Raw genomic sequence first — 23,052 nt, 5'->3', positions numbered from 1 at the left:
ACAGTGAAATAGACACATGCCCATTGGGCGGCTCGCGGTAGCCTCTCCGAGTGCTGCTTAAGACACTTCGTCATTACCTCAAGCCCTATGCGGGCTCCTTGGCGATCGTCTTCCTGCTGAAGATCATCGAGACGATCGCCGTTTTATCACTGCCCACCCTCAACGCCGACATCATCAACGACGGCGTGGTCACGGGGGACACGGACAAGATCTGGTCCCTGGGCGGGCAGATGCTCGCCATCACCGTGGTCCAGGGGGTCGTCGCCGTCATCGGCACCTACCTGTCCTCCAGGGCGGCCATGGGACTCGGACGCGCCATGCGCAAGGACATCTTCAACCACGTCCAGCGCTTCAACCTGGAGGAGGTGTCCCGCTTCGGCGCGCCCTCCCTGATCACCCGCTCCACCAATGACATTCAGCAGGTGCAGATGGTGGTGTTCATGGCCAGCACCATGATGTTGATGGCGCCGATCATGCTGGTCGGTGGCACCGTCATGGCGCTGCGCGTGGACGTGCCCCTGTCCGCCCTGCTGCTGGTGCTGATCCCGCTGCTACTGGTGGTGGTGGGCGTGCTCATGAGCCGCCTGCTGCCGCACTTCCAAGTCATGCAGTCCCGGATCGACCGGGTGAACCTGGTGATGCGCGAGCAGATCCAGGGCGTGCGCGTCATCCGGGCCTTCGTGCGGCAGAAGGAACGCGGCCAGGTGTTCACCGAGGCCAACGACTCCTTGACGCGTACCTCGATGAGTATCGGCCGCCTGTTCGCCATCCTGATGCCGTCGGTGACCGTCATCATGAACCTCGCCTCCATTGGCGTGATGTGGTTCGGCGGGCTGCGCATCAACGACGGGCAGATGGAGGTCGGCGACCTGACCGCCTTCCTGAACTACATCATGCAGATCCTCTTCTCCGTCATGATCGCCGTCATGCTGGTGACGATCCTGCCGCGCGCCCAGGTGGCCGCGGGCCGCTTCCAGGAGGTCATGGCCGTGGATCCCGCCATCAAGGCGCCCGCCGAACCGGCGCACCTGCCCGCCCCCGGCGGCGCCGCAGGCACCCGGGGCCGCCACGTGAAGTTGGACAACGTCACCTTCCGCTACCCGGGTGCGGACTCCCGCGTGCTGGCCGACATCAACATCGACATGGCCCCGGGCACCACCACCGCCTTCATCGGCTCCACCGGATCCGGCAAGACCACCCTCGCGAACCTGCTGCCGCGCCTGCTGGACGTGACCGAGGGGTCGGTGAGCGTTGACGGCGTCGATGTGCGCGACCTGGACCCGCACGAACTGCGTGAGAACGTCGCCACCGTCCCCCAGAAGGCCTACCTGTTCTCCGGCACCATCCGCTCCACGCTGCAGCACGGCCGGCAGGACGCCACTGACGCCGAGCTGTGGCAGGCCCTTGAGGCCGCCCAGGCGGCCGGCTTCGTGCAGGCCCTCGACGACGGGCTCGACCACGAGGTCGACCAGGGGGGCGTCAACTTCTCCGGCGGCCAGCGTCAACGGCTCGCCATCGCCCGCGCCCTGGTGCGCCGGGCCGGCGTGTACGTCTTCGACGACTCCTTCTCCGCCCTCGACTACGCCACCGACGCCCGCCTGCGCGCCGGGCTGCCGCAGGCCACCGGCGGGGCGACCATCGTGGTCGTCGCCCAGCGCGTCGCCTCGGTGCGCAACGCGGACCAGATCGTGGTCCTCGACGAGGGCCACGTGGTCGGAATCGGCACCCACAACGAACTCATGGACACCTGCCCCACCTACGCAGAGATCGTCCTGTCCCAGATCAGCGCCGAGGAGGCCGCATGAGCCACGGACCCGGGCCCCGGCGGGCCCCCAACCAGAAGGCGAAGAACTTCAGCGGCACCTGGCGGCGCCTGCTGCACGAGCTGCGCCCCGAGCGGCTGCGCATCGGCGCCGTCATAGTGCTGACCGCGGGGGCGGTGGTGCTGAATGTGGCCGCCCCCAAGGTCGTCGCCCGCGCCACAAACGTCATCTTCGAAGGCGTGCTGGGCAAACTCCTGGCCAACTTCGGGCTGCCCGACGGGCTGTCCGGAGATGAACTGGCGCAGGCGCTGCGAAGCGCCGGCCAGGACACCTACGCGGACATGCTCTCCGCCTACGACGTGGTCGTCGGCCACGGCCTGGACACCCACGCCCTGATGGTGATTCTGCTGCAGACCCTCTCCCTGTACGTGCTTTCGGCCCTGTTCCTGTGGCTGCAGGGCCACATCCTGGCCGGCGTCATCCAGCGCACCGGCCAGCGCATGCGCGCCGAGGTCGCCACCAAGCTGGACCGGGTGCCGCTGTCCTACATCGACCACGGCTCCCGCGGCGACATGCTCTCCCGCGTCACCAACGACGTCGACAACATCACCCAGACCCTGCAGCAGACCCTCTCACAGGCGCTGAACTCGATCATCACCGTGATCGGCGTGTTCGCCATGATGCTCACGGTCTCCGTGCAGCTGTCCCTGATCTCGCTGGCCACGCTGCCGGTGGCGCTGATCATCACGCTGCTGATCGCCTCTCGCGCCCAGCCGCACTTCACCGAGCAGTGGGACGCCACCGGTGACGTGTCCGGCGTCGTCGAGGAGGCCTTCACCGGCCACGAGGCGGTTGCCCTGTTCAACTCCGAGGAGACCTTCAACGCCCTGTTCGAGAAGGAGAACAACCGCCTGTACAACGGCTCCTACAAGGCGCAGTGGATCTCCGGCACCATTCAGCCGGCGATGCGCGTGGTCTCCAACCTGAACTTCGTGATCATCGCGGTGATCGGCGGTGTCAAGATCACCAACGGCCAGATGACCCTGGGCGACGTGCAGGCCTTCATCCAGTACTCCCAGCAGTTCACCCAGCCCATCACCCAGCTGGCCTCCATGGCCAACCTGCTGCAGTCCGGCGCCGCCAGTGCCGAGCGGCTGTTCGAGATCATGGACGCCCCCGAGGAGGACGACACCGCCACCCGCGCCCTGCCGGAGCGAGTGGCCGGCCGCGTCGTCTTCGACCACGTGAAGTTCTCCTACAGCCCGGACACGGAACTGATCACCGACCTGAACCTGACGGTGGAGCCCGGACAGACCGTCGCCATCGTCGGCCCCACCGGCGCCGGGAAGACCACCCTGGTGAACCTGCTGCTGCGCTTCTACGACCCGCAGGACGGTGCGATCACGCTCGACGGCGTGGACACCCGCGACCTCGCCCGCAACGAACTGCGCGAGCAGATCGGCATGGTGCTGCAGGACACCTGGCTGTTCGAGGGCACCATCGGGGAGAACATCGCTTTCGGCGCCTCCCACGCCACCCCCGAGCAGGTGCGCGCGGCCGCCCAGGCCGCCAGCGTCGACCACATTGTGCGCTCCCTACCCGACGGTTACGACACGATCATCGACGACTCCGGGGCGGGCGTGTCCGCCGGCGAGAAGCAGCTGATCACCATCGCCCGCGCCTTCCTCGCCGACCGGCAGATCCTGGTGCTGGACGAGGCCACCTCCTCGGTGGACACCCGCACCGAGTTGCTGGTTCAGAAGGCCATGGTCGGACTGCGGCAGGGACGCACCAGCTTCGTAATCGCCCACCGCCTGTCCACCATCCGCGACGCCGACACCATCCTGGTCATGCAGCACGGCGACATCGTCGAGCAGGGCAACCACGAGACCCTCATGGCCGCCCAGGGCGCCTACTACGAGCTCTACCAGAGCCAGTTCGCCGGTCCGGAGGGGGAGGACGAGCCCGCGGTTCAGGTCGACCCGCTGCTGGCCGCAGTGGGCCGGGACCCCCGGGGCAACCGCCTGTGATCATCCCGCTTGAGACCCTCGACGACGTCGCCGACCCCCGTCTGGCCGACTACACGCGCCTGACCGACGTGGCGCTGCGGCGTCGCCTGGAGACCGAGCGCGGCCTGTACATGGCCGAGTCCACCAAGGTCATCACCCGGGCCGTGGCCGCCGGGCACGCACCTCGCTCCTTCCTGATGGCGCCGCGTCACTGGGAGCAGATGCGCCCGGTGATCGCCGCCGCCAGCGGCTGCGATGGACGCGACGACGGCGGCCGGGTCCCCGTGTTCATCGCCCCGGAGGAACTGCTGGAGACCCTGACCGGCTTCCACCTGCACCGGGGCGCGCTGGCGGCCATGAACCGCCCCGCACTGGCCGGCGTCACCGAGCTGCTGGCCCGGGCGCGCGGCGGGGGCGGGGCGCGGCGCATCGCCATCCTGGAGGACCTGGTCGACCACACCAATGTGGGGGCCGTCTTCCGCAGCGCCGCCGCGCTCGGTATTGACGCCGTGCTGGTCACCCCGCACTGCGCCGACCCGCTGTACCGGCGCAGTGTGCGGGTGTCCATGGGAACCGTCTTCCAGGTGCCCTGGACGCGCATCGACCGCTGGCCCGCCCTGGATGAACTCCACGTGGGCGGCTGGACGGTGGCGGCCCTGGCCCTGACCGACGACTCGGTCGGCCTGGACGACTTCGCCGCCTCGCCGGCCTGCACCGACCCGGAGGGGAGGGTGGCCGTGGTGCTGGGCACCGAAGGAGACGGGTTGGGACGGCGCACCATCACCGCCGCCGACGCGGTGGTGCGCATCCCCATGGCCGGGGGAGTGGACTCCCTGAACGTGGCCGCGGCCGCCGCGGTCGCCTTCTGGGCGCTGCGGGCATAGCTTCGAGACTGCGGGTTATTGGCGTGAACGTGGTGCTTGAGGGGGTTTGTCAAGCCCCGGGTTTCGTAGAGGGTGTTTTATCTGGCGCCGGTGGTTGCCGGCTGGGGTTGGTTGGTGGTGGTCTGCTCGCCGACGTCCTGGGCGTCGGCGGTGTCGGTGGTATCTGGTGGTGGTGGGGTGTATGCCTGCTCGTGCTGGACGGGGCTGTGCATGTCGATGGCGGAGTGAGGCCGGACGGTGTTGAACCAGTGCACCCACTCGGCGGTAGCGAGCTCGACATCGTCGATGCCCTCCCAGGGCCCGTGGGAGTCGAGGTACTTGTGGTTGCGGATGAGCTCGGCCTTGTAGAGCGAGTTGAGGGCCTCGGCCAGCGCGTTGTCGTAGGAGTCTCCCTTGGAGCCCACCGAGGCCACAGCGTCGCAGTCGGACAGGGTCTGCCCGTAGCGGATCGCCCGGTACTGGACCCCGCGGTCGGAGTGGTGGATCAGGCCGGTAAGGTCGGCTCCTTCGCGCTGGCGCTGCCAGATACCCATCTTCAGAGCGTCCAGCGCCAGATCGGTGTACAAGCTCGTTGACGTCTGCCACCCGACGATCCGACGGGAGTACACGTCAGTGACAAAGGCCACATACACCCAGCCGGACAGGGTGCGTACGTAGGTGGGGGTACCTCCCACGTAGTGGGGGAATGTCCGCCACCCACAGCTCGTTCGGCCTGAAGGCGCTGAAGTGTCTTTTGACCAGGTCCGCCGGGCATGCGTCCTTCGGTACGGACCGGGTCGTCCTGGGCGACTTGGCGCGGCGGATGCCGTGCAGGCCCATGTCCCGCATCAGACGCTCCACGGTGCAGCGGGCCACATGCCCCAGGCCGTGCCGGGCGGATTCCTCGGGACGGCCCCGCATCGCATGCATCTTCCTTGCGCCCAGTACGCAGTAGTTGTTCTCATGCACCCGCCCGATCTCGGCCTTCAGAGCCTGGTCGCGCACCGTCCTTGCCGATGGGGGACGACTCCTGGCTGCGTAGTAGGTGCTCGGGGCGATCTTGACATCGGCGCTGGCCAGCGCCTGACAGAACCGGCACAGGCCCCGCAGCTCCTCCCTGTGGGAGTCGATGCATCTCGCAGATCAGCGGGACGGGCGGCCTGGCTCCGCCGCGAAGAAAGCCGACGCGCTCCTCAGGATCGCGTTTGCCCTGCGCAGTTCGCGGTTCTCGGCCTCCAGCTGCCTGATCCGCTGGGCGTCCTCGCTCGTGGTTCCCGGCCGGGCGCCTGCGTCGATCTCGGCCTTCTTGACCCAGGTACGCAGTGCCTCGGGGTGGACGCCCAGTTCATCGGCGATCCTGCGGATCGCCCCCTTAGACCTCTCGGGGTCCCGGCGGGCCTCCACAGCCATCCGGGTAGCCCGCTCCCGCAACTCCTCAGGATACTTCCTCGGTGCACTCATGACAGTGATCCTTCCGTGCATTCACTGCCTCCATCAAACCCGGTGCAGTTCAGTTATCGGCTGAGTCCTGGATGTTTGGGGGTGGTGCGGGTTCTGGTGGTTGGTGGGGTTCGGGCGTCCTGGCGGATTTGCTGGGCGTGTGTGTTGATGGTGGCCTTGACGTCTTGGGGGGTGCGTTTGCGGGGTGGTGGTTTGCGTAGAGCGGTCGAGGGGGGTTGTGGGAAGGAGGCGCGGCGTAGGGCGGCGGCCTTGTCGGGGTCCCGGCCGGGTATGGATGTCGACGGCGAGGGCTGTGGCGATGAGGCGGCCGGGTCGGGTTGCTGGCGGGGCTGGGTGTCAGGTGGTTGTGAGGGCGGTGTCCCGGTTTGCGGCGAGGTGGGCGGCTGCCAGGGGGTGGTGTTGTTGGCGATGTCGGCGGCGACTTTGCCTGGGGTCCAGGGTGGTGCTCTGGGGCTGGTGGCGGCCTGTTGTGCCTGGGAGCGGGGTTCCAAGACTGCCTGGCCATTGCGCAGCTGCTTGGTGAGCTTGGGGGAGTGCGTGAGTACTGCTCGTACCAGGATGCGTACGCCGGCGCGCTGCTCGGCGGGGACGGCCTGGGCGGCCTCCTCCAGCACCCGCGACATGGGTTTGCCTTGGGAGCCGATGGAGGAGTTGACCGGCCCGTACCCCACCGACGGGTAGCCCTGCACGCTCATTCCCGGTTGGGAGGGGCCGAACGTGACCTGGTCGGACTCGTGCAGCACCACCAGGGCATCGTTGATCTCATCCCGCTTCTCCTCAGCCTCCTGCTCGGAGAAGTCATACTCGTCCACCAGTTCGCGCATGACCTTGTCCATGAAGTTCTCGCGGGCTTTGTTGGTGGTGTTGGAGTTGGGTTGGCGGCCTTGTTCCCGGTAGGTGCGTATGCCCTCCAACAACCTCTCGGCCGACAGCAGGGACAAGGCGCTCAGCTGGCGGTCCAGCTGGCGGGTGAACTCCAGGGGCAGCGCCTTGGTACCCGGCCGCCGCCCGGTGTGGAAGAAGACCTCCACCGGCGTGCTCGAGTGCCAGGGCAGCGGGCTCGCCGGCGCAGCAGCACTGCCCTCCCACACCAGCACGTCCCTGCCCCCGGCACGACCCGGCGTGAACATATCCGCAGCCACCAAACCCGGGACGGCGTTGTTGGCCGGGCTGGGGTTGTCGGGGTGTATAGGCATTAGGAATTGGCCTCCGCCGAGGTGCCGACGTCCCCGCCTTGGTCATCGGCGCTGTTGTCGGAGCTGTCCTGGGCCCCACCGCCATCGGTGTCGGTGTTGTTGGCGATGCCTGCGGCTATGCCGGAGACCGCGTCGGAGAAGTCCTCCACTAGCTGGTGTTCTTGGGCCTGGGCGAGGAAGGTCAGGTGCGCGGTGGCGTCCTCGATGCCCACCTGACTGGTGCTGGCCTTGCCGGTGAAGCAGTAGGCGGGGGTCAGCCCGTAGACCTGGCCCGGGCCCAGGGTGCCCAGGTGCTCAATCGCCCAGTCCACCAGCAGCTCGCCGGTGTCATCATCTTCGAACGTATCCTTGCGTGGCGATACCAGTATGGTGCAGCCCTTGCGCTCGCGCATCACCGGGTCGGACATCTTGCGGGCGTTGCCGGCGTCGGGGCGTATCCAGCCCAGGGTGGGGGTGATGGTAAGTGCGGGGCCGGAGACCTCCCCCCACAGCTCCATGTCGCCCATGGCGGAGCGGGACAGGCACCACCACTTCTGCTCCGGAAACGGGATGGGCGTGCCCTCCAGCCAGGCGTCCACTACTGTCTGCCACTCCAGGGGGTCGGTGAACCACCAGCGCCCGTCCCCGAAGCCGTCGAAGCCGAAGCGGCGCCACAGCTGCAGCACCGAGGCCGGCAGCACGCCCCCGAACCGCTCTAGGTGCTGCTCACTGGCAGGCTGGCCCACCCCCATCGGAGACCAGCCCCGGTATTCCAGGGCATCATCCATTCTCATGTCCACCCACTGCGGGGTGGCGTGCAGCCACGCCTCGTGCCAGGCGGCCTTGTCCACTCTCATAACCTCGACCCTACCCGATACCGGAACGATAACGCCGCCCTTGCGGTCCCCGGTGTCACAGGCCTCGCGCCACCGCCGCTGCGGCCGCCAGCCAGGCTCGCTGCGTCACCGGTCTGAGCGATCCGTAGCGGAGCTCGCCGTCGACCATTGCGGGGTGGTAGGGATGGTTCGTGCCTCGCGCGCCAGGTCGCGGTATCCGTTGACGAGGGGTTCGAGCAAACCGGGGACGGTCAGTCTGATCAGCCTGGGAGTACTTGCCGGGTTGCCCACGACAGGAGGACAGTGAAGTCTTCTACCTGCCTGCCGGTGGACTCCTTCAACACGGAATCTGGTCGTGGTGGCTGGTTGGCCGCGCCGCCGGGAACCCGCGAAATGTGCCGGTGGTCGGCACCCCGCAACGGGGTGCCGGCCACCGGCGCCTTGTCTCGCCGGCCGACGTGTCGTCGACCGGGTGAGGTGCGGATCAGGCGGTGAGCCGCAGCAGCGGGTCGCCCGGGGCGACCTCGCCGGAGGCGATCGCCTCCACGGAGGTGAAGGCCGCCGTGTTGGTGATCAGAATCGGGGTGGTCAGCGGGTGCCCTGCCTGCTCAACGGCGGCCCGGTCCACGCGCACCAGCTCCTGGCCCGCCTCGACGCGGTCGCCCTGCTTGACCAGGACTTCGAAGCCCTTGCCCTCCATCTCGACCGTGTCCAGGCCGACGTGGATGAGCAGCTCCACGCCCGAGTCCAGGTTGATACCGTAGGCGTGCCCGGACTCCGGCGCCACCACCACGGTGCCGGCCGCCGGGGCGGTCACCACGATCTGCTGTTCGGAGGGCTCGATGCCGACACCCTGGCCGACGGCGCCACCGGCGAACACCGGGTCGGCGACCTCGGCGAGCGGCACCACGGTGCCGCGCACGGGGGATACGAGTTCGGTGACCGCGCCCTCAACCAGTGCCGGCTTGGGCTGCGCGGCCTGGGCCTTGGCGGCCTCCTCCAGCGCCAGGTCGGCGGCGGTCTCCTCCGGGGAGGCCTCCACGTAGCCGTCCGCGGCGGCCGCCGCGCGGGCCTCCGCCTTCTCCTCCTCCGTGCGGTAGTCGGAGATGAACAGGATGATGAAGGAGGTGAAGAAGGCCGCCGCAATGGCGATGGCGTACAGGGCCATGGGGTAGAAGACCGGAATGGTCAGCAGCGAGGTGAAGGCGAAGGTACGCGCGTCCACACCACCACCGATGCCCACGATCAGACCACCCACGGCGCAGCCGACCAGCATGCGCGGGTAGATGCGCTTGAAGCGCAGATGGATACCGTACAGGCTCGGCTCGGAGATGCCGCCGAACAGGCCGGCCACCAGCGCACCGAAGGCCGTCTGGCGCATTTCGTTGTCCTTCTCCCGGATGGAGATGGCCAGCACCGCCGCGGTGGCGCCGAAGCAGGCGAAGTTCCAAGCGCCCATGGGGCCCTGAATGAAGTCGTACCCCAGGGAGTCGATGTTGGCCAGCATCAGGGCGTTCAGTGGCCAGTGCAGGCCCAACGGCACCAGGAACGGATACAACAGCGGAATGATGATCGCGAAGACGACCGGGGCGGCGTTATTCAGCGTAGACAGCGCCGTACCCAGGGCCGTGCCGACCCAGATGCCGATGGGGCCGAGGATGAACGCCGTGATCGGCATCATGATCACGAAGGACAGGAAGGGCACGAACACCATCTGCAGGTTCGGGGAGATGATCCGGGTCAGCCCCTTGTACAGCGGTGCCAGGAGCGCCACCATGATCAGAGGCGTGAACACCTGGCCGCCGTAGTCGTTCAACTGCATGGGCAGCCCGAACACGGTGGCGGTGCAGAAGTCCCGGTCGAGGAGAGCGTTGTGGGTGCAGACCACGTCGGTCGTTTTGGCGAGGTCGCTCATGTCGATGTAGTTCGGCGTAATGAGCGCCGCCATGACGGCCGTGCCCACCCACGGGTCGATCCGCAGCTTCTTGGAGGCGTTGTAGGCCACCATGATCGGCAGGAAGTAGAACACCGAGCGGTACATGGCGTCGATGAAGGCCAGCCAGGCCGGCTTGACCTCGGCGTGGGTGTCGATGAGCCCGAAGGCTTCGGCCATGGCCTCGCCGGCGATGATCAGCGAGGTGCCCAGCAGCACCGGCAGCAGTGGCCGGAAGGAGTCGGACAGGTACTCGAAGAACGCGTCCACGAACGCGTTCTTGCCGCGCGCCTTTGCGCGGGCGGCGGCCTTGACGTCGGCGTTCGACTGTGCCGTCTTGGCGCCGCCGCTCTTCATGGCGGGCAGATTCATGATGTCGTCGTACACGCTCTGGACGGCACCGCCGATGACGATCTGGTAGCGGTCGCCTGCCTGCGGGACCGCACCCATCACGCCGGGGATCTTCTCCACCGTGGCCTTGTCGACCACGGAGGCGTCCTGGAGCTCAAAGCGCAGTCGCGTTGCGCAGTGGGTGAGGTTGACGATGTTCTCGGGGCCACCCACGGCCTCGAGAATCGCTTCTGGAGCGGATGTGGTTGTTGCCATGTTCACCTTAACCGTCGGCCGTCGGCCGCACCCCAAGGGGGGCCGACGGGCTGGGTGGAGGGGCCCGGATGCATAGGGCCCTGCATGTCAGAGTAACGCCCCTGAAGGTGACCTGGGGCATATTTCCTTGCCCGACCGCGCGTCGCTGGGCGACACGCCGCATTCCGCTGATGAGCGGCTTGCGAGCTCCTGACCGCCTGCTGGTGACGTCCCGAGAACTCACCGAAGTCCACCGGTGCGCTTCGCGACAGCCTGCGCGAATCGCATTCACAGGTGCTCGGCGTCGGACCCCGGAGCAGGCACAGGCTGGAACTCGACGGCGACGACGCCGTCGCAGCATCCCAAGCCGAGGAGACTCATCATGACCCCGCTCTCATCCACCCCGACCAACGCTCCCATCACGGTCCAGGCACCGCCGTCGCCGCGTCGCACGGCGCCGCCCACAAGTGAGAGGGACCAGGACCCTGGTCTGTACGGGCCACGCGGCTGGACGGTGCGCGCCGGCGTATGGCACGCCCTGGCCGACTGTCGCGACGAGTTGCGCTCCACCGTGATCCCCGCCCAGTTCGGCTTCGCCCCCGCCGGGCTCATCGGTGCCGACGGCACCCCGGAGGACGACTACACGCCCTTCCACGACCTGGGGCCGCGCACCGCCCGGCGGCTACTGGACATACTGCCCGCCGAACAGCTCGGCGACCGGCAGAACCTCGGCCCCACCCTGGGCGCCCTACTGCGCGCCTGCGTGCGCGCCGACGGGCGGGTACGCCTGTCCGGCTACGGCATCGGCCCCCAGCGAAAGGACGAGCGCGTCAGCGTGGAGGGGCTGTGGATCGCCGACCCCGACCTGCTCGACGCCCTCTACGAGGTGATCGCGGGTATCGAGGATGACGGAGACGAGTATGACGATGACGAGTACTGGGCCTGTGAGGACCGTGACCCCGACGACGTCGAAGAGCTCGAGGCGCTGGTCGCCCTGGGGCTGCGGGAGGTGTGGCGCTGCGTGGCCGAGCGCTACCAGCTGGACGCTCACGCCGGCCCCGATGAGCTCAAGCCCCTGCGCCGCCACTGGACCCATGGGCCGGTCGGCACCTGGCTGTGGTGGGACTGAGCCGCCCTGTGCGCCGGGCGACCGCCTCCCGGCGATGTGATGGACAACCGGGTCGGCCGCCGCGTTCCCAGGGGCGGGCGGCCGCCCGGATACCCGTAGCATGCGCATCGTGATTAACGTCCAGAACCTCACCATGCGCATCGGCGCCCGGCAGCTAGTGGCCGACGCCTCCTTCCGGGTGGACAAGGGCATGCGCATCGGGCTGGTGGGACGCAACGGGGCCGGCAAGACCACCATGACCAAGCTCTTGGCGGCCGCCTCGGTGGCGCAGGGCACCAGCCAGGCGGTCGCCGACGCCGATGAGCGCCACGGCCTGGAGGCCGTCGAGCACGAGGGCCTGATCACCTGCAACGGCTCGGTCGGCTACCTGCCCCAAGACACCCGGGTCGGGGACCTGAACGAGATCACCCGCGATCGGGTCCTATCCGCCCGCGGCATCGACGCGTTGCTGGCGCGCATCCGCCGCGCCGAGGAGAAGATCGCCACCACCAGCGGCAACGCGCAGGCCAAGGCCCTGGACCGCTACACCCGCCTGGACCACGAGTTCACCATGGCGGGCGGCTACGCCGCCGCCAGTGAGGCCGCCCGCATCTGCGCCTCCCTGGGCCTGCCCGACCGGGTGCTCGACCAGCCGATCGGCACCCTGTCCGGTGGTCAGCGCCGTCGCGTGGAGCTGGCCCGCGTCCTGTTTCAGCAGCCGGACACGCTGCTGCTGGACGAGCCCACCAACCACCTGGACCACGACTCGATCCTGTGGCTGCGCGACCACCTGCGCGCCTACTCGGGCGGCTTCATCGTCATCAGCCACGATGTGGAGCTGCTTCGCGACACCGTCAACCAGATCATGTACCTGGACGCCGGGCGCGGCGTCCTGGACGTCTACCACCTGGGCTGGGACGCCTACCTCAAGCAGCGCGCCGATGACGAGAACCGGCGTCGTCGTGAGCGTGCGAATGCCGAGAAGAAGGCGGCGGCGCTGCGCGCCCAGGGGGAGAAGATGCGCGCCAAGGCCACCAAGGCCGTGGCCGCCCAGCAGATGCTCAAGCGCGCCGACCGGCTCATGGAGGGCCTGGAGGCCGAGCGCGCCCAGGAGAAGGTCGCCCGCCTGCGCTTCCCCGACCCCGCCCCTGCGGCAAGGTGCCGCTGCGCGCTGCCGGACTGTCCAAGGCCTACGGCTCCCTGGAGGTGTTCGCCGGCGTCGACCTGGCCATCGACCGCGGCAGCCGCGTGGTGGTTCTGGGCCTGAACGGAGCCGGCAAGACCACGCTGCTGCGGCTGCTGGCCGGCATCGAGCAACCCGACTCCGGGCGGGTGCAGGCCGGCACCGGCCTGAAACTCGGCTACTACGCGCAGGAGCATGAGACCATCGACGACTCGCGCACCGTGGTGGAGAACCTGCGCAGCGCCGCGCCCGGTCTGGATGACACCGAGGTGCGCAGCGTGTTGGGCTCGTTCCTGTTCTCCGGGGCCGACGCCGATAAGCCCGCCCGCGTCCTGTCCGGCGGGGAGAAGACCCGCCTGGCCCTGGCGCTGCTGGTGGTCTCCAGCGCCAACGTGCTGCTGCTGGATGAGCCGACCAATAACCTCGATCCGGCCAGCCGGGAGGAGATCCTGCACGCCCTGGGCACCTTCGCCGGCGCCGTCGTGCTGGTCACCCACGATGAGGGCGCCGTCAAGGCCCTGAACCCCGATCGGGTGCTGCTGCTGCCCGACGGTGACGAGGATCTGTGGAGCGAGGACTACCTGGAGCTCGTCACGCTCGCCTGACTCGGCTGGAACGGTGAGTGTCATCACTCCCGTCGGTGTTCCCGTTCACTATGCGGCCCGACGTAGGGTGAGGGGAACATCTCGGACCGTCGGCGTGTTCGCCCCGGTGCAAGGCACCCCTTAGTAGGAGTTAGTAGGAGACAGACATGGCTGAGACCACCCTGACCGACGCTTCCACCGACACGATCGCTCCCACCCACGAGGTCATGCTCACCGAGGCCGCCGCCGCCAAGGTGGCCGGCCTACTCGTGCAGGAGGGCCGCGATGACCTGCGTCTGCGTGTGGCCGTGCAGCCGGGCGGTTGCTCCGGGCTCGTCTATCAGCTCTACTTCGACGAGCGCCTCCTGGACGGCGACGCCATCCGCTCCTTCGCGACCGGTGACGCCGAGCTCGCCTCCGTGGAGGTGGTCGTTGACCGCATGAGTGTGCCTTACCTGAATGGCGCCACCATCGACTTCTCCGACACGATCGAGAAGCAGGGCTTCACCATCGACAACCCCAACGCCGTCGGCACCTGCGCATGCGGCGAGTCCTTCCACTGAGTGCACCGGGCGTCGATCGTCCTGCTCCACGTGCAGCCGGCCCTTCGCTGGTGTCGGTGCCGTTCAGCGCCGGGGTGGCGCAGCGGACGCACGTCTCCCGCCTCACCCCGTCGCTTTTCGCACGCATTCGAGGAGTATTCAATTGCGCCGTGTCACGACTGTCCTGCCCGCTCTGGCCCTGACCGCCTGTCTGGCCCTGGCGGGCTGCTCCGATTCGTCTGGAGGAGCCAGCGGCTCCGCTGAGGCCGCCGTAACGCCATTGAGCAATGTCGACTGCTCCACGCTGAAGATTGACGACGACGCCGACTCCCTGCCCACGCTCGAGGGGGATGCCGACGCCGAGCCCACCGTCACCTGGGGCGACGGCGATGCGCCGGCCAACCTGACCGTCAAGACCCTTGATGCTGGCGACGGCGCCGAGCTGACCGAGGACTCGATCGTCCTCGCCGACTACGCCGGCTGGGAGTGGGGCGCGACCGAGGTCTTCGACTCCTCATATGCGCGGGGAGAGGCGACGCCGTTCAGCCTGCAGGGGGTCATCTCCGGCTGGCGCTGTGGGATTGCCGGGCATCGTGTCGGGGATCGGCTGCTGCTCTCCATTCCCGCCGAGCTGGCATACGGCCAGTTGGCCGTGTCACCGAACTCTCCATCCGGCCCCTTGGTGTTCGTGGTTGAGGTCGAACAGGCGATCAACACCGATGAAGTTGTTTCTGCCACGAAGGATGCGGAGGTTGACGCCGAGGCGCAGCAGACCCTGGCGGACCTGGGCGTCACCGTCTCCGGCGACCTGGGCGCCGCAGCCACCATCTCCGTGGCCGACGGAGCCGAGGCGCCCACCGAGCAGCAGAACTTCGTGCTGGCGCGCGGTGCCGGTGATGAGGTGGCCGAGGGCGATCAGGTGGCGCTGGAACTGGCCTTCGTCAATTGGGGCGACAACGGCTCGTTGCAGTCCTCCTGGGAGGTGGGCGGCCCGCAGATCACGACCGTTGTTGCGGCCGCGACGCTAATCGGCGGCCTGGTGGGGGTGCCGGTTGGCTCCCGCGTTGTCATCCTTATGCCTGGTGACGAGGCGGCGGGTACCGTCGCGTCCGCCTACGTAGTCGACGTGGCCAAGATCCTGTAACCACCCGCCCCAGGCCTCGGCATAGCGAGGGCCGCCCGGCACCACACCGGTGCCGGGCGGCCCTCGCGTATGCGATGCGCTTGTTCCGCTCAGACCTGAGTCCTGACAGTTTAGTGCCCTGCGGCGTTCAGGTTGTTGAGGATTTGCTGTGCGGTCTGGGTGGTCTGGGGTTGGGCGGTTATTTGGTGTCCGTTGATGGTGATTGTGACTTCCTGAAGTGGCTTCAGTTCGCGGACGAGTTGTTTGATGCTGATGCCGGTGGCGGCTTGTAGGTGGCGGGCGACGGCCAGGGATGCCATGACGATGGTGAGGTGGGCCTGGATGGCGTCGTGGGTGTGGTGGAAGACGGGCCTGGCCCGCAGGTCGTGCTTGCTCATGCGGAATGACTGCTCCACGTGCCACAGCTCGTGGTAGGAGGCGATCACTTCACTGGCGGGCATCACGGTGGCGGGGATGTTGGTCACGTAGCCTTTCAGTCCCGCGAGCCGCTTAGCGCGAGCCAGAGCCTTCTCGTCGAGCACCTGGTCGCCCTTGCGGGTGGTGACGAAGCGGGTGCCCTTGGGGCGCCTGTGGCCGGCGACCACCGCCCGCGCCCGGTTCTCCTGCGCGGTCAGGGTCTTGTTGTCCCGAGCGAACCGGCGCGCGCTATAGGCCCAGATCGCCCGCCACGAGCCCGGGAACTCCACTGGGCTCCAGACGGGCTCATCACGCGTCTTGTCGTCCCTCTCGGTCGAGCGCGTGCCTCGACGTGGGGTGATCGTATCGATCACCTGCCCGTCGGCCAGGGCGTCCCCGTGCCAGGCGAAGTGCGCCGCCAGGTCCGCCGGCGCCTTGGTCATGCGGGACCCGACGATGAACCCCAAGCCGGCCTGGTCGAGCGCTTCGAGGTTGGCCGCGGAGAGCATGCCGGCATCGGCCACCACCACCAGGTGCTCAATGTTGGAAGCCTTCCGGAACTCCTCGACCATGGGGATCAACGTGCTGGTCTCGGCCTTGTTGCCCTCCCAGCAGCCGATCTGTAGGGGGAAGCCCGTCCGGTCCACCAGCAGCCCCACGATGACCTGCGGGTCGACCCGCCTCTCCTTGGAGTACCCCACCCGCCGCAGGGAGTCCTCCTTCTCGACCTCGAAGTACAAGGTGGTCACGTCGTATAGGCACAGGGACAGGTCCCCGCCGGCACTCACGTGCCGCAGGCAGGCGGCCTGAATACGGGAGCGGTAGTCGCCAGTAATGCAGCGGGCCAGGGACCGGAACAAGGAGCGTGGGGTTAGGGCATCAATTCCGAGTTCTCCCAGCACGGCGGGGACCTGCTCCTTACTGGTGGGCTCGACCAGACGGGCCAGCACCATCTGCATAAACCCCTCATCCCCACCCACCGCTTCATCCAGCCCCAGGGCCTCATACGCACCACACAGCACGTCCCACAGCAGGGCAGAGCGCTGCCCGACGACTACCGCCGGGGCGGCCTGGCGGGCAGCCTGAGGTGTCAGGCCGGCCAGGTCCAGCACCCCTTGGCCGCCCCGGATCTTCTCCCTGCCGGCCTGAATCAGGGCGGCCAGCTCCGCCTCATCGTGGGCCGAGCCCAGGTGCTCCACAATCCGGCGCACACCGTGCTCCTTAGCCACGATCTGCACAGCCGTAGCCCCCGACGCGGTACGCACCTTACGAACATACGGGCTCACACACCATCACTCTACCGCCACCGGATTAGTGCCCCACAACCACCAACCCAACCACACCACACCAACGAAAAACCCCAATCACCCCAGCGACCTGTCAGGAGTCAGGTGGCATACGGCCAGTTGGCCGTGTCACCGAACTCTCCATCCGGCCCCTTGGTGTTCGTGGTTGAGGTCGAACAGGCGATCAACACCGATGAAGTTGTTTCTGCCACGAAGGATGCGGAGGTTGACGCCGAGGCGCAGCAGACCCTGGCGGACCTGGGCGTCACCGTCTCCGGCGACCTGGGCGCCGCAGCCACCATCTCCGTGGCCGACGGAGCCGAGGCGCCCACCGAGCAGCAGAACTTCGTGCTGGCGCGCGGTGCCGGTGATGAGGTGGCCGAGGGCGATCAGGTGGCGCTGGAACTGGCCTTCGTCAATTGGGGCGACAACGGCTCGTTGCAGTCCTCCTGGGAGGTGGGCGGCCCGCAGATCACGACCGTTGTTGCGGCCGCGACGCTAATCGGCGGCCTGGTGGGGGTGCCGGTTGGCTCCCGCGTTGTCATCCTTATGCCTGGTGACGAGGCGGCGGGTACCGTCGCGTCCGCCTACGTAGTCGACGTGGCCAAGATCCTGTAACCACCCGCCCCAGGCCTCGGCATAGCGAGGGCCGCCCGGCACCACACCGGTGCCGGGCGGCCCTCGCGTATGCGATGCGCTTGTTCCGCTCAGACGGCGCGGGCGGGTGTCAGCGCACGATCAGGCCCTCGGCGTGGGCGACGGCGTTCGCCAGGCGAGCGGACACGTCCTCCCAGTTGACGATCTGCCAGATGGCCGCCAGGTAGTCGGCCTTGACGTTGAGGTAGTCAAGGTAGAAGGCGTGCTCCCACATGTCGATCTGGAACAGCGGGATGGTCCCCACGGGCACGTTGCCCTGCTGGTCGAACAGCTGGAAGGTGACCAGCTTGCCGGACAGCGAGTCGTAGGCGAGCACCGCCCAGCCGGAGCCCTGGATGCCCAGCGCGGTGGCGTTCAGCTGCTGCTTGAGAGCGGCGAAGGAGCCGAAGGAGTCCTTGATGGCCTCGGCCAGTTCGCCCTCGGGCTCGCCGCCGCCGTTGGGGGACAGGTTCTTCCAGAAGATCGAGTGGTTGAGGTGCCCGCCCAGATTGAAGGCCAGGTTCTTCTCCCACAGGTTGATGGCGGCGAAGTCGCCGGTAGAGCGGGCCGCGGCCAGCTGCTCCAGGGCGGCATTGGCGCCGGTGACGTAGGCGGCGTGGTGGCGGTCGTGGTGGAGCTCCATAATGCGTCCTGAGATGTGCGGCTCCAGGGCGGCGTAGTCGTAGGGGAACTCGGGCAGCGTGTACCTCGGAGTGTTGATGTCGGTCGGTGCGCTCATAGCGGTCCTGCCTCGCGGTGTGCGGTTGTCGGTACTGACGTCGCGGTACGCAGCCTCACTCATGGGTGCGACTGAAGTCCTAGACGAGATTAATCGTAGACGGTGATCGGTGAGCTTAGAAGGGCCCTACGCATGTCGGTCACGCGATTACACTGACCGCGGAAGCCCCCGTCGTCCACTGGAGGACCGCATGACCGACCAGGCAGCACCCGCCACCCTCGACCTTCTTGTCTTCTCAGATGACGCCACCGTGCGCCAGCAGGTGAAGAACGGCGTCGGACGCCGCCCCGCCAAGGGAATGCCACTGGTGTCCTGGACCGAGGCCGCCACCGCCGAGGGTGTTCGCCTGGCCATCAAGGACCGGCAGAAGGCCGGACAGGCCCCCTTCGCCGCCCTGGTGTTGGATGCCGAGACCAAGAAGCTGGGCGGCATGGGATTGGCGCACGAGCTGTTCACCGAGCTTGAGCAGCGGCCTCCGGTGGTGCTGTTGACCGCCCGCCCCAGGACGACTGGTTGGCCGCCTGGGCCAAGGCGGAAGTCGTGGTGCCACGGCCGCTGGACCCGCTCAGCCTGCAGGAGGGCGTCGCCAAGGCGCTGCGGGCACGGCGCGGCTCGGTCACCCCGGCAGGCTGATAGCGGGCCGACACCGCCCTGCCCTATGGCGCCTGGGCTGGGCCTGTCGGCAGAACACTTCATCAAACCTCGGCGTCAATGACGCGCCGGTGTCGGGCGGCAGCCCCCACCGGCCAAGACAGCGCTGCGGCCGCTCCGCCTTCGAGGCTCTGGCCTGCCACATCGTCATCGAGTCCCTCGACCTCCACCAGGCGTGCCCCGGCATCCAGCACCCAGTCGGCCAACAGCGCCGTCTCCTCCACGCTTGTCTCCGACCCCACCCGCGCGGGCCGGTCCACCACCTGCGCGGTGGCGCGCAGTGTGGCAATGGTGGGGCGCGGGTCCACGCCCGGCGCCGTGACCGCCGAGCCCGCCAGGCGCCCCCAACGCACCGCCACCAACTCCCAGCCGCCATGCTCGCGCCGTCGGGCCGCCAGCAGATGCGGGCAGGTCAGCAGCGGCCGAGTCTGCTCCGCCCGCCGCGCCCCCAGCAGCAGCGCCCGCAGCCGCTGCGTCCACAGCCCCGCCTCCTCGTAGCGCTCCTGGGCCGACAGTTCCGCTATTCGCGCCAGCAGCGGGTGGGCGACCAGATCGATCTCACCGGACAGGGCACGCATCGCGATCCCGGCGTCGGCCGGGGTGTCCGCGCGGCGCACCGCCCGGGCGCTGTGACCGTCCCAGACCTCTAGACGCAGCACGGACTCGGCGGCCCGCTGCGCCTCCAAGGCCGCCTTTCGCGACGGGAACGGGCCGATGGCGCGGCTCGCCTCCGACAGCGGCAGCACGGCAGTCAGCCCCAGATGTGGGTGCGGGGAGTCGACCAGGTGCAGCCAGGGGCGGCGCTGCGGGGCGCGTGAGCGGCGGTTGACCGGCGGATCCAGCTCGGCGATGAGCCGCAGTTCGCGCACGCGCGCCTCCAACTCGGTGGGGGTCTCGATCACTCGCACCGCCACGGTCGTGTCCAGCATGCGCGCCACCTTGGTGCGCTTCTCCGCGGCCGTGAAGTAGGAACGCACCCGCCGGTGCAGGTTCACGGCGCTGCCCACGTACAGCACCTGCCCGGCGGGGGAGAGGAACTGATAGACGCCGGGCGCGGCGGGCAGGTCGTCGGCGAGCCGGCTCTTGACCCGCCGGGATGCGGGCACGGGGTCGGTGGCGGTGGCCAGGTCCTCCAGGTGGGTGACGCCCTGGGGACCGAGGCGTTCCAGGGCGGCGTGCAGCACGTCCACCGTGGCACGGGCGTCGTCCAGCGCGCGGTGGGTGGGCGTCGTCGGGGAGCCCACGAAGGTGGCGAGCGTGCCCAGCTTGTGGTTGGGCACCTGGGTGCGGTCCCAGGCCCGGCGGGCCAGTGCCAGCGTGTCCAGTACGACCGGCTCACGCCAATCCAGGTCGAGGGCCCGGGCCGCCCCGCGCAGGTGGCCGAGGTCGAAGCGGGCGTTGTGGGCGACCGCCACCGTCGTCGGGTCGGCCAGGTGCGCCCACTGCAGGAAGGCGGCCACCGCCTGGGCTACCGGAGGGGCGTCGGCGACCATGGCGTTGGTGATGCCGGTCAGGACCGTTATCTGGGCGGGAATGGCGGTGCCCGGATTTACGAGCGTGGAGAATTCCGAATCGACCACCCCGCCGCGTACCTTCACGGCACCGATCTCGGTGATGGCGTGCGCGCCCGGGCCGCCTCCGGTGGTCTCCAGATCGACGACGACGAAGGTCACCTCACGCAGCGCCGTTCCCATGTCCGCGAAGGCCGCCTGGACCGGCTGGGACGGTGACGACGGCGTCCGTGCCGGCTCGCGTCGCCCACGGCCGAAGACGGCGCCGACGGACGGCGGAGGCGAGAGCACGTGTTGGACCACACCGCGAGGCTAGACTTGATCAGCAGCCGATCCGGCCGCGGACACGCCCGGCGCGTGTACCCGGGCGGCCGGCCAGTTCCCGACCGCGGATGCACACAGGAGGTCCCACAGTGGGTTACCGAGGTATCAAGGCCGCCGTCGGCCCGGCCATGGAGATGCTCTACCAGCCCTGGATTCGCGGTGAGGAGAACATCCCCGCCGAGGGCCCCGCCATCCTGGCCTCCAACCACCTGGCGGTCATCGACTCATTCTTTCTGCCGTTGCTGATGGACCGCGAGGTCGCCTTCATTGGCAAGTCCGACTACTTCACCGGCAAGGGCATCAAGGGCTGGGCGGTGAAGAACTTCATGACCGCCGTCGGCACCATCCCGGTGGACCGCTCGGGGGGCAAAGCGTCCATGGCGGCTCTGCAGGCCGGGATCGATCGACTGCGCTCGGGCGAGTTGTTCGGCATCTATCCCGAGGGCACGCGTAGCCCCGACGGGCGCTTGTACCGCGGCAAGACCGGGGTGGCGCGCGTCGCCCTGGCCACCGGGGCGCCGGTGATCCCGGTCGCCATGATCGGTTCCAACCTCGCCCAGCCCATCGGCCAGGTGGTTCCCTCCACCCGGCACCGGGTGGGGATCGTGATCGGTGAGCCGCTGGACTTCTCCCGCTACCAGGGTCTGGAGAACGACCGCTTCGTGCTGCGCTCCATCACCGACGAGATCATGTATGCGCTGATGTCCCTGTCCGGTCAGGAGTACGTGGACCTGTACGCCGCGGACGTGAAGAAGGCGATGGACGCGGAGAAGAAGACGGCCGCGGAGGTCGTCGACGAGATGCTGGAGGAGTTGGCCGCCAAGCGGCCGGCCGCCGCCCCCGTCGAGGCACCCGGCGGTCGTCCCGCCCCCGACGTCGAGGTCCCCGAGCCGCCGGCGGAGCCAGACAAGGCGGAAGACGACGAGGGGACAGAGGCGTCCGAGGACGATGCGGCAGAAAACGCGCCGCGCCCCGATGATGATTGAGCATGGGCACACCGTCAGTCCATATTCGGGACAAACGAGGCTGTCGTCGCCGTGCCAGTGTGCCAGTGCATTGAAATCATGCGATTTCAACGGACGCAATCAGGGATGCTGACCCCGTCTGTCCCGAATCTGGACACTTTCGGCGGTCGCGGCCGCGTACTTGCGCGGCAACCGGATGAATGTGGGAACGGTGAGCGCTAGGAACCCCGCCAGCGTCAAGCAGGCATGCGTGAAGCCGAGGTGCTCGGTGAGCGGACCACTGAGTGCAGGTCCCAGGACCAGGCCGCCCGCGTAAGCCAGGTTGTAGAGGGAGTAGGCGCCGCCGATAGCGGGAGGTGTGGCCATGGCTCCCTGAACGCCTATTAGTGCACTTGCCGGTGCCACCAGGAGTGCGATTGCGGAGCCTAGGCACACAAGCCCGGCGGTGATTACCGGGAGATTCGGTCCAACCCCGACTAGCAACAAACCCGCGGCCGCGCTTGCGGCGCCCACCAGCGTCAATGCTCTTAGCGACACGCGCGGCAGGCAAGCACCGACCAGTGGATTCAGACATGCGGCGACAAGCGTAAGCAGCGCGAACAGCATGCCGATGCCCGCAGAACCTACGCCGAACTCCCGAGCCAGTTGCATAGGGAGCACCGGCTCAATGCATGAGGTTACGGCGGCACCTATGAGAATCAGCGCGACGACCGGCCAACATCCGGGCGTGCGCAACACATCCAAGGCGGTAGCGGGGTCGTCGCTGGGCGGTGAGGTTGGTCGGACGAACGCGAGTCGTAGCGCGCCGTCGATCATGAGCAGCACGGCCGCGAGAAGAAAGGGAGCGGAGTGTCCGCCGAGCCCGGCCAACCAGCCCGCCAGGGGAGGTCCCGCCAACGCGCCGACCGAAACCATACTCATCGCCAGCCCGAGATAGGTCGCGCGTCGCTGCAGTGGCACGGTCGCGGCGATCAGTGACAGTCCGGCCACCCAACTCAATCCGGCGGCAGCTCCCTGGAGCGTGCGGGCCGTCAGAAGCAACCAGTAAGGACCACCGATGGTGAACAGCAGACACGCGCATGCCAGACCCACCAACGCAGCGAGCAGTGGCCCACGAGAACCGCGTTTGTCCACAACTCGCCCGGCGATAGGAGTGACCATCACCAGTGCGGCCGCATAGGCGGCGAAGAGCAGCCCGGTTGCCGAGGGACCGGCCTCGGCCATGGCGGGGAGCAGGGGGAGTACGGGGATGAGAATCCCGTAGACGAGCATGTCGGTGAACAGAGCGACGCAGGCGACCACCACGGCCATGCGCGGGCTGGTTGTGGCATCGGAGGGTGTTGGTTGCATGTCCGGTC

At 68.3% G+C, this 23,052-nt stretch carries 15 protein-coding genes and 3 pseudogenes; 10 read left to right on the top strand and 8 right to left on the bottom strand.

What is annotated here, in order from left to right:
- Positions 1–50 precede the first annotated feature (50 nt).
- From C3B71_RS08610 to C3B71_RS08600, 3 genes are read left to right on the top strand one after another with little or no spacing between them, the layout of a single operon-like run.
- Positions 51–1,805 (top strand): ABC transporter ATP-binding protein, encoded by a 1,755-nt coding sequence (locus C3B71_RS08610; protein WP_108967418.1) that lies wholly within the window; start codon positions 51–53, stop codon positions 1,803–1,805.
- The gene (locus C3B71_RS08605; RefSeq protein WP_108967415.1) at positions 1,802–3,793 is read left to right on the top strand and encodes an ABC transporter ATP-binding protein; all 1,992 of its coding nucleotides are present in this window, start codon (positions 1,802–1,804) and stop codon (positions 3,791–3,793) included. Before C3B71_RS08610 ends, C3B71_RS08605 begins: the two co-directional genes overlap by 4 nt.
- Positions 3,790–4,656: a TrmH family RNA methyltransferase gene (locus tag C3B71_RS08600; RefSeq protein WP_108967413.1), complete on the top strand. Its 867-nt coding sequence runs from the start codon at positions 3,790–3,792 to the stop codon at positions 4,654–4,656. Before C3B71_RS08605 ends, C3B71_RS08600 begins: the two co-directional genes overlap by 4 nt.
- 179 nt (positions 4,657–4,835) lie before the next feature.
- On the opposite strand, the pseudogene C3B71_RS08595 reads toward C3B71_RS08600, so the two are convergent.
- The 4 genes and pseudogenes from C3B71_RS08595 to C3B71_RS08580 form a co-directional block, all read right to left on the bottom strand.
- Positions 4,836–6,096: pseudogene (locus C3B71_RS08595) on the bottom strand (IS3 family transposase); the annotation flags it as partial.
- A 53-nt stretch (positions 6,097–6,149) separates the two neighbouring features.
- Positions 6,150–7,292 (bottom strand): polymorphic toxin type 15 domain-containing protein, encoded by a 1,143-nt coding sequence (locus C3B71_RS08590; protein WP_108967411.1) that lies wholly within the window; start codon positions 7,290–7,292, stop codon positions 6,150–6,152.
- The gene (locus tag C3B71_RS08585; RefSeq protein WP_108967410.1) at positions 7,292–8,128 is read right to left on the bottom strand and encodes a GAD-like domain-containing protein; all 837 of its coding nucleotides are present in this window, start codon (positions 8,126–8,128) and stop codon (positions 7,292–7,294) included. The genes C3B71_RS08590 and C3B71_RS08585 overlap by 1 nt, the downstream gene beginning before the upstream one ends.
- Before the next feature lie 463 nt (positions 8,129–8,591).
- Positions 8,592–10,646 (bottom strand): glucose PTS transporter subunit IIA, encoded by a 2,055-nt coding sequence (locus C3B71_RS08580; protein WP_108967407.1) that lies wholly within the window; start codon positions 10,644–10,646, stop codon positions 8,592–8,594.
- A gap of 361 nt (positions 10,647–11,007) precedes the next feature.
- On the opposite strand from C3B71_RS08580, the gene C3B71_RS08575 reads away from it, so the two are divergent.
- The 4 genes and pseudogenes from C3B71_RS08575 to C3B71_RS08560 all read left to right on the top strand — a co-directional run bounded on the left by C3B71_RS08575 (position 11,008) and on the right by C3B71_RS08560 (position 15,186).
- Entirely contained in the window at positions 11,008–11,754 is a 747-nt protein-coding gene (locus C3B71_RS08575) for a hypothetical protein (protein ID WP_234415858.1), read from the top strand.
- Between the two features lie 109 nt (positions 11,755–11,863).
- Positions 11,864–13,521: pseudogene (locus tag C3B71_RS08570) on the top strand (ABC-F family ATP-binding cassette domain-containing protein).
- Between the two features lie 146 nt (positions 13,522–13,667).
- Entirely contained in the window at positions 13,668–14,063 is a 396-nt protein-coding gene (locus C3B71_RS08565) for a HesB/IscA family protein (protein ID WP_073331612.1), read from the top strand.
- A gap of 142 nt (positions 14,064–14,205) precedes the next feature.
- Positions 14,206–15,186 carry an FKBP-type peptidyl-prolyl cis-trans isomerase gene (locus C3B71_RS08560; RefSeq protein WP_234415857.1) on the top strand — a complete coding sequence of 327 codons (981 nt, stop codon included), beginning with the start codon at positions 14,206–14,208 and terminating at the stop codon, positions 15,184–15,186.
- A 110-nt stretch (positions 15,187–15,296) separates the two neighbouring features.
- Here C3B71_RS08560 and C3B71_RS08555 read toward each other — a convergent pair whose 3' ends face one another.
- Positions 15,297–16,868 carry an IS1634 family transposase gene (locus C3B71_RS08555; RefSeq protein ID WP_108967402.1) on the bottom strand — a complete coding sequence of 524 codons (1,572 nt, stop codon included), beginning with the start codon at positions 16,866–16,868 and terminating at the stop codon, positions 15,297–15,299.
- A 105-nt stretch (positions 16,869–16,973) separates the two neighbouring features.
- Here C3B71_RS08555 and C3B71_RS08550 point away from each other — a divergent pair, with 105 nt between their 5' ends.
- Positions 16,974–17,486, top strand: a complete 513-nt coding sequence (locus C3B71_RS08550; RefSeq protein WP_108967400.1) for a hypothetical protein — start codon at positions 16,974–16,976, stop codon at positions 17,484–17,486.
- 109 nt (positions 17,487–17,595) lie between these two features.
- On the opposite strand, the gene C3B71_RS08545 is transcribed toward C3B71_RS08550, so the two are convergent.
- Complete coding sequence (locus tag C3B71_RS08545) at positions 17,596–18,243, bottom strand: superoxide dismutase (RefSeq protein ID WP_108967398.1); 648 nt, start codon at positions 18,241–18,243, stop codon at positions 17,596–17,598.
- A gap of 190 nt (positions 18,244–18,433) precedes the next feature.
- Between C3B71_RS08545 and C3B71_RS08540 the strand changes: the two are divergent.
- Positions 18,434–18,876, top strand: a pseudogene (locus tag C3B71_RS08540) (hypothetical protein).
- Between the two features lie 62 nt (positions 18,877–18,938).
- Here C3B71_RS08540 and C3B71_RS08535 read toward each other — a convergent pair.
- Entirely contained in the window at positions 18,939–20,708 is a 1,770-nt protein-coding gene (locus C3B71_RS08535) for a DEDD exonuclease domain-containing protein (protein WP_258522095.1), read from the bottom strand.
- A 110-nt stretch (positions 20,709–20,818) separates the two neighbouring features.
- On the opposite strand from C3B71_RS08535, the gene C3B71_RS08530 reads away from it, so the two are divergent.
- The gene (locus C3B71_RS08530; protein WP_108967396.1) at positions 20,819–21,715 is read left to right on the top strand and encodes a lysophospholipid acyltransferase family protein; all 897 of its coding nucleotides are present in this window, start codon (positions 20,819–20,821) and stop codon (positions 21,713–21,715) included.
- 99 nt (positions 21,716–21,814) lie between these two features.
- Here C3B71_RS08530 and C3B71_RS08525 read toward each other — a convergent pair whose 3' ends face one another.
- Positions 21,815–23,044 (bottom strand): MFS transporter, encoded by a 1,230-nt coding sequence (locus C3B71_RS08525; protein ID WP_234415855.1) that lies wholly within the window; start codon positions 23,042–23,044, stop codon positions 21,815–21,817.
- Positions 23,045–23,052 lie beyond the last annotated feature (8 nt).

Source organism: Actinomyces sp. Z16 (genome assembly GCF_003111765.1).
Lineage (GTDB): Bacteria > Actinomycetota > Actinomycetes > Actinomycetales > Actinomycetaceae > Actinomyces > Actinomyces glycerinitolerans.
The sequence above is the reverse complement of the archived record's forward strand: the minus strand, read 5'-3'. Positions and strand labels throughout refer to the sequence as shown.

Coding starts and splice junctions, on each gene's coding strand:
- C3B71_RS08605 (WP_108967415.1), top strand. CDS start 1,802: ATGAGCCACGGACCCGGGCCCCGGCGGGCCCCCAACCAGAAGGCGAAG.
- C3B71_RS08590 (WP_108967411.1), bottom strand. CDS start 7,292: ATGCCTATACACCCCGACAACCCCAGCCCGGCCAACAACGCCGTCCCG.
- C3B71_RS08585 (WP_108967410.1), bottom strand. CDS start 8,128: ATGAGAGTGGACAAGGCCGCCTGGCACGAGGCGTGGCTGCACGCCACC.
- C3B71_RS08580 (WP_108967407.1), bottom strand. CDS start 10,646: ATGGCAACAACCACATCCGCTCCAGAAGCGATTCTCGAGGCCGTGGGT.
- C3B71_RS08575 (WP_234415858.1), top strand. CDS start 11,008: ATGACCCCGCTCTCATCCACCCCGACCAACGCTCCCATCACGGTCCAG.
- C3B71_RS08565 (WP_073331612.1), top strand. CDS start 13,668: ATGGCTGAGACCACCCTGACCGACGCTTCCACCGACACGATCGCTCCC.
- C3B71_RS08545 (WP_108967398.1), bottom strand. CDS start 18,243: ATGAGCGCACCGACCGACATCAACACTCCGAGGTACACGCTGCCCGAG.
- C3B71_RS08525 (WP_234415855.1), bottom strand. CDS start 23,044: ATGCAACCAACACCCTCCGATGCCACAACCAGCCCGCGCATGGCCGTG.